Source organism: Lacticigenium naphthae DSM 19658, assembly GCF_000425865.1.
Lineage (GTDB): Bacteria > Bacillota > Bacilli > Lactobacillales > Carnobacteriaceae_A > Lacticigenium > Lacticigenium naphthae.
In genome coordinates this window covers 256,734-269,660 of record NZ_AUEG01000002.1, presented here as the reverse complement: position 1 = coordinate 269,660, position 12,927 = coordinate 256,734, and the positions used below count along the sequence as shown (strand labels likewise).

General features: G+C 36.7%; 11 protein-coding genes. 6 read left to right on the top strand and 5 right to left on the bottom strand.

Annotated elements, in window-relative coordinates; genetic code table 11:
- Positions 1-201 precede the first annotated feature (201 nt).
- A complete protein-coding gene (locus tag H626_RS0104050) occupies positions 202-936 on the top strand; it encodes a glucose 1-dehydrogenase (protein WP_027108197.1) in 735 nt (244 codons plus the stop codon).
- Positions 937-997: 61 nt separating this feature from the next.
- Here H626_RS0104050 and H626_RS0104045 read toward each other — a convergent pair whose 3' ends face one another.
- From H626_RS0104045 to H626_RS0104030, 4 genes are all read right to left on the bottom strand, one after another.
- Complete coding sequence (locus H626_RS0104045) at positions 998-2,407, bottom strand: DUF2254 domain-containing protein (protein WP_027108196.1); 1,410 nt, start codon at positions 2,405-2,407, stop codon at positions 998-1,000.
- Positions 2,408-2,441: 34 nt separating this feature from the next.
- A complete protein-coding gene (corA, locus tag H626_RS0104040; RefSeq protein WP_027108195.1) occupies positions 2,442-3,398 on the bottom strand; it encodes a magnesium/cobalt transporter CorA in 957 nt (318 codons plus the stop codon).
- 30 nt (positions 3,399-3,428) lie between these two features.
- A complete protein-coding gene (locus tag H626_RS0104035) occupies positions 3,429-4,325 on the bottom strand; it encodes a mechanosensitive ion channel family protein (protein WP_027108194.1) in 897 nt (298 codons plus the stop codon).
- Positions 4,326-4,401: 76 nt separating this feature from the next.
- On the bottom strand, positions 4,402-5,142 hold the full coding sequence (locus H626_RS0104030; RefSeq protein WP_027108193.1) for a nucleoside/nucleotide kinase family protein: 741 nt from the start codon (positions 5,140-5,142) through the stop codon (positions 4,402-4,404).
- A 108-nt stretch (positions 5,143-5,250) separates the two neighbouring features.
- On the opposite strand from H626_RS0104030, the gene H626_RS0104025 reads away from it, so the two are divergent.
- From H626_RS0104025 to H626_RS10615, 4 genes are all read left to right on the top strand, one after another.
- Positions 5,251-6,186 carry an alpha/beta hydrolase gene (locus tag H626_RS0104025; RefSeq protein WP_027108192.1) on the top strand — a complete coding sequence of 312 codons (936 nt, stop codon included), beginning with the start codon at positions 5,251-5,253 and terminating at the stop codon, positions 6,184-6,186.
- A gap of 24 nt (positions 6,187-6,210) precedes the next feature.
- Positions 6,211-6,594 carry a VOC family protein gene (locus H626_RS0104020; protein ID WP_027108191.1) on the top strand — a complete coding sequence of 128 codons (384 nt, stop codon included), beginning with the start codon at positions 6,211-6,213 and terminating at the stop codon, positions 6,592-6,594.
- A gap of 109 nt (positions 6,595-6,703) precedes the next feature.
- Positions 6,704-7,816: an alanine dehydrogenase gene (gene ald, locus H626_RS0104015; RefSeq protein WP_027108190.1), complete on the top strand. Its 1,113-nt coding sequence runs from the start codon at positions 6,704-6,706 to the stop codon at positions 7,814-7,816.
- Between the two features lie 102 nt (positions 7,817-7,918).
- Complete coding sequence (locus H626_RS10615; RefSeq protein WP_035618561.1) at positions 7,919-8,065, top strand: NUDIX domain-containing protein; 147 nt, start codon at positions 7,919-7,921, stop codon at positions 8,063-8,065.
- Positions 8,066-8,168: 103 nt separating this feature from the next.
- Here H626_RS10615 and H626_RS10610 read toward each other — a convergent pair whose 3' ends face one another.
- On the bottom strand, positions 8,169-11,027 hold the full coding sequence (locus H626_RS10610) for a DEAD/DEAH box helicase (protein WP_035618451.1): 2,859 nt from the start codon (positions 11,025-11,027) through the stop codon (positions 8,169-8,171).
- 188 nt (positions 11,028-11,215) lie between these two features.
- On the opposite strand from H626_RS10610, the gene aspD reads away from it, so the two are divergent.
- Positions 11,216-12,850, top strand: a complete 1,635-nt coding sequence (aspD, locus tag H626_RS10605) for an aspartate 4-decarboxylase (protein WP_051237791.1) — start codon at positions 11,216-11,218, stop codon at positions 12,848-12,850.
- Positions 12,851-12,927 lie beyond the last annotated feature (77 nt).

Here is a 12,927-nt window from a genome sequence, read left to right as displayed (position 1 = left end):
AAATTAAGCTTGAGAAAAATAAAAGGCAATCAACTTGTATAGGTATTTACTTATTATTTCATTGTATTATAACGAAAAATGTATATTTATAATATAAAAACTCTGAAATAACATAAAAAAGAAATAATTATACATATATCTAGGACTATTCTATTTAAACATGCTATAGTAAGCGTATACATATTGAAAGGAGAGAATAGTATGAATCGTTTAAGTGGGAAAGTAGCTATCATTACCGGTGCAGCAAGAGGAATGGGGGCTACTCATGCACGTCGTTTTATTGATGAGGGAGCTAAGGTCGTACTTACAGACATTTTGGAAAAAGAAGGGAATGCGTTAGCCGAAACACTCGGAGAAAATGCTCATTTCATTTCTCATGACGTTACCAAAAGCGAAGAATGGAAGAATGTCATTGAAGAAACCGAAAAACATTTTGGTCCTGTGTCCATTTTAGTAAACAATGCTGGGATTTCTATGAATAAATCATTATTTGACTTAAGTGAAGATGATTATATGAATATAGTGAAAATTAATCAACTATCCGTATTTCTTGGTATCAAGTATGTAGTTCCTTCTATGGAAAAAGCTAAAATCGGATCCATTATCAATATTTCTTCAATCAATGGTTTAGTTGGTGGAGCGTTCGGCTACACAGATACAAAATTTGCCGTTCGTGGTTTGACAAAAGCTGCCGCTTTAAATCTTACTCAGCTAGGCATTCGTGCCAACTCTGTTCATCCAGGTGTAATTGAAACCCCTATGATCAGCCAAGGAGACTCCAAAGCTGCTATAGAAGAATTCGCTAAATTTATTCCTATGCGGAGAATAGCTAAGCCAGAAGAAGTCACGAATTTAGTCTTGTTCCTTGCTTCCGACGAATCCAGTTATTCTACTGGTTCAGAATTCATAGTCGATGGTGGCATTACCGCTCAATAGGAGGACTTCAAGTAACCTTCGCCTATTTTATTCTTGCATAAGCAAAGGATGAGCCACAGGCTTATCCTTTGCTCTTTGTATGTTCTTTTTCTTGCTCATCGGTGGGTTCTTCTTTTTCTTGTAATGCTTTCTCCTTTTCTTCTTTGGAAACTGACAGAACGATTTTTTTAATTGTCTCATAACTTCTCTCGATTATTTGCTGATCAAAAGGCTGTTGGAAATTGTCGCTTGTCATATTATACAAATAATCATTGTACTCTTTAATGTATCCGACATTATCTGGATGTGCAGAGTAAGCAATCGTTGCTAGCGCATCGAACAATGCATTCACTCCGGATATATCTTTTTGCATATAAAAAACAAGTTGCCAGTATCCTTCATGCAGATCTTCCGCAAAATCATTATAGCGATAAAATACGCATCCCAGATATCTTAGTGTATCATCTAACTCTTTTTCTTCATCTACTTCTCCAGAGATAGTATATTTCCCTGGTAAAGTTGCCAATTTTGCCTCTAGCAATGATTTATAATGCAAAATATGAATCGCTGTATTCGGATCATTGATTCCTGGCGAAACTGCCCGCAAAGCCACTTCTGTTAATTTAGATCGCGCAAAATTTGGATCATACATTGTCGATTTTTCTCTTTCGTAAGAGAATGCATTATTGATGCGTCTACGTAATTCTTCTTCATCTTCTACTCTTCTATTCGAATAAAAAGTTGCTACTGGCTGATTATGAGAAACAAATAGACCTACACGAATACTCAATTCGAGAATCCCTTTAAAATCCTCAGCCGTTTTAGTCAAAGAATCGAGTTGAATATATTCCACATAAGAACTTTTTTCAGCCGTTAACGTGTATTGATAAACTGTATCAAACTCTGGTAAATGCTTGAGTGTTTGCATTTTTTCAAATACTTCCACATGCTTATCAAATACTTGGTCTGCTTCTTCATACAAACTATTGATCAATTTATCTAGTTGTACAAAATTTGAACTATTATATACAAATCGTATAAAGTAAATAACCGAAGCTAGCGCATAAAACAAAGCTATCGTGGCAGAGATAACTAGGTATTCATCTTCTGAGCTTCGCATAAAGAAGAGAGAAGCTAAACAATAAATAAATCCGCCTAAAAAAACACCTAAAGTCTGCATCGATGTTTTATTCAAGAGAAAATTTTCAACCGCCCGTGGACTGAAATTGGAGGTATACAAAGTGATGATTGTTAACATAGTTGCAAAAGTAAACGTTGCTACTGAAAATAAAGACCCAGCCAATAGACTCAATATTTCTTTTGCCAACTCAACACTAGTTAATGCCCAGCTAGGCATTGAATCCACTAAAGGAATCATCCGCATATCAAACGAGATGACCACTATAGCTAAGGAGAAAGAAAAAAAGACAAAGCCTCCCAAAGTGACCCATATTTTCTTTTCTTGAAATTTTAAATTCCATTTTTCTATCATAGGTGCCCATCCTCCTCGCCTTTTACTCAGCTATCTAGTCAAGCCACCCTTTTTTCTTGAACCAAGCGAATAAAAGAGCAGATATGATTGCCATCACTCCCAATAAAATAAAATACCCATAAGGATGATAGAGTTCCGGTATATAACTAAAGTTCATTCCGTAAATCCCAGTCAACAAAGTGAGTGGTGTGAATATCGTTGTGATGACTGTAAGAACTTTCATCACTTCATTCGACTGATGGGAAGTCGTAGATAGGTAACTATTTCGAATATCTGTCGTAATTTCCCGGTTTGAACTGACTAATTCAGATACTTTTAACAAGTGATCATAAATATCTGAAAAATATTCCCGTCGGTTACGGATCCCATCTAAATGTTGAGAATTCAACATTCGATACAGTAGATCTCGCATAGGATTAATTGTTTGCCGAATATGCATCAACATTTTCCGTGCATCGAACAATTCATCCATCAAAGTATCCATCGATTTTTCCCCACTATTGTCATCGATTTCATCCAAATTCTGTTCGATCGTATAGACTAATGGAAAGTAGCCATCAACTAATTTATCTAATACTTGATAAAAGACATAATAAGGATCCCATTCTTCTACTTTTGCTTGTGTGGTCAATCTTCTTTGGACCTGTGTTATTTCTTTTAATTCTTCAAAATGAAACGTCACAATGAAGTCTGTCGATACAAAAAAGTCTAATTCGTCTTTTATTATCTCCCTATCGGTTTCTCTAACCGTGTGGGTTACGTAAAAATCATAGCCATCATAGTAATCAAGTTTGGGTCTTTGTAACAAGATCCCGCAATCTTCTATAGCTAATGGATGGAAGTTAAATTTAGAAGCAAGTAATTGAAATTCACTTGCAGTTGGATTGTTAAAGTCCACCCAATACCAATCAAACTTATTCAAATTCACTTCATCGATCTCTTCGCCTACTTCGATCCTATTGTCTTCATATACACCTATATACTTGATCATATCATTCATCCTTTTTACTAGTATCGAAATTTATTTTTCTTGATTGATCGGAGGGATTTCGTGTATGATTTCGACTGTTTCAGAAGCCAATTCAATCTTTTTCCCTTCATCTTTAAATCGTTTTAAAATTTCTGTGAACAAAAGATCTCTTACAATTCTTCTTTCTCTAAAATCTACTACATAACGTAAACTGAGTTCTATCCAGTTATCGTCAAAAGAGATGAATACAGAAGGTTTTAATGATGTCTCCTCTACACGATATTTTCTTCTCATATTGGCCCATGCTGCTTCTGTTTTCGGATGGTTTTTACCTAGCACATCATCAGCTACTTGCAATAGTATGGCTCTCGACAAAATCACATCGCTACTAAACCGAATGGGTATATGTATTTCATCCCACAGAAACTCAAAATTCGCAGTATAATTGTATACCGGCGAAGTAAAAATGTAGCTATTGGCAACGCGTACTATTCTGCCAGTATATTGATCTCCCTCTACCCATTCGCCCATCTCCATCAGGGTTGTGCGCAATACACCAATATCAATGACATCGCCTTTGATCCCGCCCAGTAGAACACGATCTCCTGTGCTAAAAAAGTCACCAAAAAGAATGGCAAACCAGCCAGCAAAACTAACGATCACTTCCCTCAGAGCATAGGTGATCCCCGCACCGGCTAACCCGATAGCAGTTGAAAAACCAGATAGTCTATTACCAAACAAAGCTAAAAATAAGAGAAATAAAACAAATCCATTGAGCCACCGACTTATTTTACGGGTCAAATACCAGTGCTCACTTTCTTTTAGCCGAGGGTATAGACGATTCAATAGAAATTGACGAATAATATAAAGAATAATGGCTAATATTATGAAACTGATTATATAGATCATGGTCGGATAACTATCAATAAATGTACGAATGCCTTCCATCTCTACCTTCCTCTCCTATTTTCTTTTCTCTTATCATACCAATAGTTACCGTATTTTCGTTAAACTTTTGCTCAACTTATTGAGTCAGACGTTGAAGGTGCCCTTTTTCATCTAGCATCCACTGCTCATCTGCCCGTAGAGAATGAGTTTCCACACGTTCTATATTTTTTTGATCACTCTGATAATAGAACTCCTCAGCCTCTTCTCGAGCAGAACCCCCTTTTATTTTCCTTTCAATCAATCTTTCTTTTAATTGTTCTTTTTTCGCATGGATGCGCACAGAGTAATGGCTCAGTTGTTTGATTTTTCCCCATGGTTCTTCATCTAATAACAACCAATTTCCTTCGATCAACACGATGTCGCCCGTAATTTTCACACCTTCAGTACCGACATCGTGTAATCTGCGATTGTATATGGGCCAATCAACTTCTCCTGTCTTCAATGATTCCATTTTATTCACTAGTTCTTTTGTATTAAATGTTTCCGGAGCACCTTTGATTGCCGCTAACTTTATTTTTTTTCCATTACTTTCTATGCAGTGATCGACTAAATAGTTTTGAGGATAATGAAACCCGTCTAGAGATACGGATTGAAATGTCGCAGTGGACAGGACGCTTTTGGATAACCGTTCTAAAAATAGACTCGTTGTTGTTTTGCCAGAACCAGGAGGGGCTGCTAAGATGCAAATCACTCTCTTATCTGTTTCCAGGTGCATTTTTTCTAATCTCTTTAATAAAGGCACAAATAGGGATTCGATTTCAAACATGGTAAATTCAACTTCTATCGGCAGATCATTGACCAGTAGTATTTCTTTCATTAGTACCGCCTCCTTTCTTTTCTCTAGTATACTTCATAATAAACATTGTTTGAAATAGTAAACCTATATAGAGTATCCTTAGTCTATAGAAAGGTAGGCGGAGCAGGAATGAATACCCATTTAAAAAAAGGGCTCTTTACCGGGGGAGTGCTCGTGGCTGGAAGTTTATCATACGCAGCTCATTATTTTTACAGTCAGGCTGTCGGACTGGGAGAAAAAGATTTTATCGAGTCTATGGAGATGGAAAACATTTATGAAAATGACCCGTGGAGACAAGAAAAAATTTGGTATCGAGAAGTTGAAAGAGAAGTCATCACCATTCAGTCGTATGATCAATTAGCTTTATCGGGTATTTTTGTTCCCCCAAAGAAGGAAACAAACCGATACATGATCGTGGCACACGGATACACCAGTAGTTTTAAAGATATGGCTCCTTTTGTCAAACTATTCCACGATTTAGGCTACGGTGTGTTAGTTCCTGATGCTAGAGGACATGGTCTGAGTGAAGGAAATTATATTGGTTTTGGTTGGCATGAGCGTTTGGACTATATACGCTGGATCTCTTATTTACTGAATCGATTTGGCGAAGAAAGTCAGCTTGCATTATACGGTCTAAGTATGGGCGCTGCTACCGTTTTAAATGTGAGTGGAGAAAAACTTCCTCCTCAAGTCAAATTCATTATTGAAGATTGCGGATACAGTTCATTGTCGGAAGAAATGGCTCATCAGCTGAAAACACTGTATCATTTACCAGCTTTCCCTATTATTCCTTTGACTAGTGCGTTGACCAAAATTCGTTCAGGCTATTTTTTTCGAGAAGCAGCTCCATTGAAGCAAATCAAGAAAAATAAATTACCTACTTTATTTATTCACGGGGAAGAGGATAGTTTTGTTCCTGTTCATATGTCTAAAAAATTGTATGCCGCAAATCCTTCATCAAAGGAATTACATTTATTTCCTGAAGCTAAACATGCAGAAAGTTATGTGTCTGATAAAAAACGGTACAAGGCTATAGTTGAATCTTTTATTTCTACTTATAGTTAAAAAAATAATGAAAGAAGGAATTCCATGAAAATCGCACATTTAGCTTTATGGGTAACGGATATAGAAAAAAGCAAAGAATTTTATGAAAAATATTTCGCTGCCCGCTCAGGAGATAGATACGAGAATAAGACCAAAGGATTTACTAGTTATTTTCTTTCTTTTCCAGAAAGTGAAGTTCGTTTAGAAATAATGAATAAGGTATCTATAACAGAAAAAAACACACAGGAAAAATTGGGCTGGGCTCACTTAGCTATGAGTGTAGGCAGTGAAGAAACCGTCAATTCATTGACAGAAAAGTTGAGAGCTGACCAAGTTGAAATCGTTGGCGAACCAAGGTGGACTGGTGACGGTTACTATGAGAGTGTCGTAAAAGATACCGAAGGAAATTTAGTAGAAATCACTATATAAACACTAAGTGAAAACCATCACATATGCTGTTTGTTTTTAAATAAGTCTTTTTTGCGGTATAATAAGATAGTTAAAAGACTTTACCACAAAAACTTAAGGGGATGATTCAATGATTATCGGCGTACCAAAAGAAATAAAAAACAATGAAAATCGTGTAGGACTAACACCTGCTGGAGTTTCAGATATTATTCGTGCTGGTCACGAAGTTTACATGGAACTGGGCGCAGGATTAGGAAGTAATTACAAAGATACGGAATATGAAAAAGCCGGAGCTTCTATTTTGAATACTGCCAAAGAAGTTTGGGAAAAGTCAGATATGATCATTAAAGTTAAAGAACCACAAAAATCTGAATACCCTTTCTTTAGAGAAGATTTAATTCTCTTTACCTATTTACATTTGGCTAATGAACCCGAATTAACAAAAGCTTTAGTAGAAAGTAAAATTAAAGCAATCGCTTATGAAACGATCGAAGCAGATGGTGCGTTACCTTTACTTGCTCCAATGAGTATTGTCGCAGGTAAAATGGCAACACAAATCGGTGCGCATTATTTAGAAGCACACCAAGGCGGAAAAGGAATTATTCTTTCAAGTGTGCCTGGCGTACGCAAAGGAAAAGTAACCATTATCGGAGGCGGCGTCGTAGGTACTGCTGCAGCTAAAATGGCTTTAGGTTTAGGCGCTCAAGTAAATATCTTAGATTTAAATCCTACTCGCCTAAAAGAGTTGGATAATTTATTCGAAGGTAACGTCCAAACCTTAATGTCCAATGCTTATAATATTGCTGATGCAGTTAAAGAATCTGATATCGTTATTGGATCAGTATTGATTCCCGGTAAAAAGGCTCCAACTCTAGTAACCGAAGAGATGATCAAATCTATGGAACCTGGTTCTGTTGTTGTCGATGTTGCAATTGATCAAGGCGGAAACTTTGCAACCATTTCAGAACCAACAACTCATGATAATCCAATCACTGTGGTTCATGATGTGATTCATTATGCAGTAGCAAACATTCCTGGAGCAGCTCCACGTACAGCTACTCAGGCACTTTCCAATGCAACTGTTCCTTATGCTATTCAAATTGCTTCCAGCAGTTTGAAAGATGCTCTTCATAATAATGAAGGTATCTCATCTGGAGCAAATGTATTAGGCGGAAAAGTGACCAATAAAGCAGTTGCTGAAGACTTAGGTTATGATTATGTCGAACCTGAAGATGCTTTGTAAGATTTTTTAAAAAATTATAGCCAATACTGATTGACAAAACGACTAGAAGTTCATCCTTCTAGTCGTTTTTATTTATTCCATGTTTGGATCAGGGGTATACTCATGAAAAAACATATACTCGTTGTTGGAGCAATCATTCTGGATCAGGATAAAGTCTTATGTGCCCAGCGTTCAGAAAATAAAAGCCTGCCATTAATGTGGGAATTTCCTGGAGGGAAAGTTGAATCTGGTCAGCCATCGAAGATCTAACTGCTTTAGATTGAGCTCCTGCTGACATTCCCATCGTTGATCAACTGATTAAGGAAAAAAGGAACACGAGTGATACTTGAAGTATCACTCGTGTTCCTTTTTTCTATACGAATATTTCTTGCGAAATCTCAAATTCCTCTGCTATATGGGCTGGAAGTTTTTGCTCTAGTTGATAATGGATCTGAATCGGTTTCTCATTTTCATGCGCAATCGGATTTCCTTTTCCAATATAAATAAATTTAGAAATGACTCCATCTATTTTTCTGAATTTTCGAACGAACAAATGAATCGTGGCTTTCTCTTTTTCTGGAAAGACCAGGTCTTGCCCTCTCTCGCTAGTCACTTTCATATTATTCGGCGATTCCCACTGGAAAATTTTTCTAGACAGAAATTTATCCTGATAATTTAACCTACTTTCTATTCCTTCATCCTTGTGCAGATCAATAAACAAAAAGTAGTCATTTGTTTCTTTATTGCGTAAGACTCCTGAACCTCTGAAAGAAGAGAAGGTTTTTGTGTAATTCGAAAGAAGAGCTGTATCGCGCATGGAATATTCTTCATACAATTTAAAATGAGGGATCCCATAATAATGATGCCCAAATTCTTTTTCATAGCGATGAATTCCATAGTTTAATAAATCGGCGAGAATCTTAGCGTGCTTTTCTATTTTAAGTATCTCAAGAAAAAGTTTGCTCGCGTAAACTTTTTCTTCGGAAGGTTTCCATTCGATCAGAATGGGTCCTCTTTTTTGTTCACCCTTATCTGCATAATAAAAAGCTATATTTTCTATCGCATGGATAATCGTTTTTTTATCCACATTCTCACTGTGCCGTTTCATTTCTTGTGTGAGTTCATGAACACTGACAACACTATTCTCCTTGACCAACTTCAAGAGAACAAATTCATGCAGTCTCTTTAAGGGTAGATAATTGGATACATAATCCAATAATGCCATCCACGAAGGGTCACTGATCTGTTCAAGAACGCCAGGATCCTGTTTCTCTACTTTCTCTAAAAAGCGAATATAATTAGAACTTTTTGTCAAAAAATCCAAAGGGTCTGGAGCTTGTTCAACCATTAAATACGCTTGTAGGTTCCACACTATTTCTCCACCTAATAACTGTTTGAATTCTTCATACGCCGTGCGTAAATATTTCATGCTGTAAAAGTTTTCGCTTTCTAATTTATCCAAAATAATCTCTTTGCTTATTTTATCCATCCGAATATTACTTGCTCCAGGTGTATCCGGAAAATCCTCTTTCACAGCTACTTTCAAGCTATCTTTATCATAAAATTTTGAGCCATGAAGAGCAATTGCCAATAAATAGGCTTTTTGATGATTCCCGATAAAATCCAATACCGTCAGAAATTCTTTTGTTTCTTTTTTTCGAAGTCCTCTTCCCAGTTGTTGTGTAAAGATTATGGGAGACTGGGTGGGACGCAACATCAAAATTAGATTCACGCTGGGAATATCTATGCCTTCGTTAAATATATCGACCGTAAAGATCATTTCCAGAGAATCTCTATCTGATTCCAAATCGCGCATCATTTTTTCTCTGTGATCGATAGAATCTTCTCCCGTTAAACAAACGCTTGGAATCCCTCTACGATTGAACTCTTTCGTCATATATTGAGCATGCTCTATTGTTGCACAGAAGCCTAACCCTTTCCGATAAAGCCCATCTTGACTATACTCATTCATTTTTTCAATAATGAATTCAACACGTTTATGAATCATGAGGCGTTGGGCTACTAGGTCAATATTTTGTATGTCTACATCAGTTAAGTCGACATTGTTGATGTCTGCTATTCCAAAATAATGAAAAGGAACAAGCAAATCAGCTTCTAAGGCTTCTCTTAGTCGGATTTCAGTCGCAATATTTTGATCAAATACATCAAAGATATTCCCGCCATCTGTTCTCTCCGGTGTAGCTGTCATGCCAAGCATAAAGCGCGGAGTAAAATAGTCCGTGATTTTTTGATAGGATGGACTCATGACATGGTGTGCCTCATCTATGATGATATACTCAAATTCATCTCGTTCAAATTCGTTTAAATGATTCGCCATCATTTGAAGGGTAGCAAACAAGTAGGTTGCCTCTCTATCTTTTTGGTTCCCTGAAAAAATTCCTGTTTTGCGATATTTGAAGGACAAAACTTCTTCAAAAGATTGTTGTGCAGCTTTTAATATATTTTCTCGGTGAACAAGAAATAATAACTTCTTAGGGTTCACTTGCTTTGCATCGAATGCTGCCAGGTAAGTTTTCCCCGTCCCCGTTGCAGCAATGACCAGTGCTCTTTTTTGTTGATTGCTTCTGAGCCACTCTAACTCTTCAATAGCTTCTTGCTGCATACTATTTGGAATGATTTTTGGTAGTTTTGTATACTGAAAAGTTACATGTGAATGAGGATCTTCTAAGCGGTCTTCTCTTTTCTCTGCTTTAAAAGCTTCATATGCCTTGAGCAAGTGTTCATCAGTCGGTTCACTTGTCTCCCACAATTCATTGAACGCATTCACTAGTTGAGCAATAAAGACCTGCCCCTCTGATTTATCTTCATTTTTAGTTATGATTTTAACATTCCACTCCACATTACTTTTTAATGCATATTGAGTAATATTTGAGGAACCAATAATCACTTTATAATAATCCGTATATTCAAATATGTAGGCTTTTGGATGAAATCCTTTGTTGGCAGAAGCTATAAATAACCGCACATCAAGATTAGTAAACTCTGTCAATTTTCTTAACGACTGACTGTCCGTAAAATTTAAATATGTCCCTGTAAGTATCTTTCCTTTTACTTGACGTCTTTCTGATTCCCTTAAAGAATCTAACAGAAGTTGCAAACCCGAATAGCTGACAAAAGCAACATTTATATAGAATTTTTGGCATGTTTCAATAGAATATGTAATTTCTTTTAACATCGATGTTTCTCTCGAATTTGTCACCAATTGAAACATTAGGACCCTCCCCTTTTGTTTTTATCATACCAGATCTCACCCACTCTTGCTTGATCTGTTCATCCTCATCTTGCTCTCATATTTTTTTCTTATTATTTGGGTTATCACTTTTTGTTTGTTATACTCTCCAAGGTATAAGCATAAATGAATGTCGCCCCTATGAATAAATTTAAGGAGATGGAATCTAGATGGTCAAGGATCTCGAAGCGTTGAGTCCTTTTGAATTGAGTTTATATTTAGAAAAAAATATGGATAAAACAAAAGCTACCCACGATTTATTAAATGCAGGACGTGGAAATCCCAATTGGACAGCTCCTATTCCTCGAGAAGCTTTCTTTCTTTTAGGACAATTTGCAACCCGTGAAACGATGCAGAACAATAAATACCTAACGGGAAATATGATCAATAAACATAATTTTGTCGGAGAAAAATTTGTTGGTTTTTTACAAGATAATCCCTGTGATGGCAGCACATTTTTGCAAGCTATTTGGGATGAAGGTGAAGACTACTTAGGAATGCCTAAAGAAGAATGGTTAACAGAGATGATGGATTACATCATAGGAGACAATTATCCTAATCCTGAAAGATGTTTAGCTGCGGTCGAAAAGCCGATCAAACAATATTTACATCACGAATTATTTCAATCCCGCTCTGCACCTTTTGACTTATTTGCAGTGGAAGGCGGAACAGCAGGAATCGTTTATACATTTGACTCCTTAGTCAACAATCAACTTCTCAATCAAGGAGATAAAATCGTGCTGATGATTCCTACTTTTGCACCTTATTTAGAGATCCCTCAACTCCCACATTATGGATTTGACGTAGAATATATCAAGTCTGAACCTGTGCGAATCGAAGGGAAAATCAGTTATCAATTTCCTCAAAAAGAAATAAATCGGTTACGGAATCCCGAAATAAAAGCTGTTTTTGTAGTGAATCCAAGTAATCCTACATCTAATGCGATCAGTGACACAACAATTGGTTTGCTGAAAGATGTGATCGAAAAAGATAATCCGCATCTGATGATTCTAACAGATGATGTTTATGGTACCTTTTTAGAAGAGTTTACATCCCTCTTCACCGAAATCCCTTATAATACAGCTTGCATCTATTCCTACTCAAAATATTTTGGAGCCACAGGCTGGCGTGTGGGTACGATTACAATAGCTAAAGAAAATCTATTTGATGAACTATTAGCGCAACATTCCGAAAAAACTAAAAAAGAATTGGCTCATCGTTATGAATCGCTCACTTCTCAACCAGAGGAAGTAGCCTTCATCGACCGAATGGTAGCTGATAGCCGTGATGTAGCTTTGAATCATGCTTCTGGCTTATCCAGCCCGCAACAAGTCATGATGACCTTGTTTAGCCTTTATTCTTTATTAGATAAAAAGGATCAGTACAAAAAAGAAGTCATGGAGATCTGTCATGAAAGAGAGAAAATTTTGTTCGATACTCTTCAAATGGAACAACCTTTTGAATCTTTGGATACTGCGTATTATTGTGAGATCGACTTTGCAAATTGGTTGGAAAACCGCTATGGAATAAGCTTTTCACATTACATCACAAAAGTATGGACGATGACTCAAATCATTACTCGGTTTGCTGAAACTCAACAGCTCATGTTGTTACGAGCAGACGCGTTTGGAAGCAGCAAGTGGTCCGTTCGCATTTCTTTAGCGAATCTCCCGACAAATCAATACAAAGAAGTGGGAAAACGGATCATTGATTTATCTGATCAACTACACGACGATTGGCTAGAAAAAGAAGCTACACCAGAAGAAATTAACTTTTCTTCCAGACTGCCACTCGCTTTGGAATAGAAAAAAAGAAGCAGGAAGAAGAATCCCATTGGGAGACTTTCCTTCCTGCTTTTTTCTATTCCGTTCCCTATTGGTTT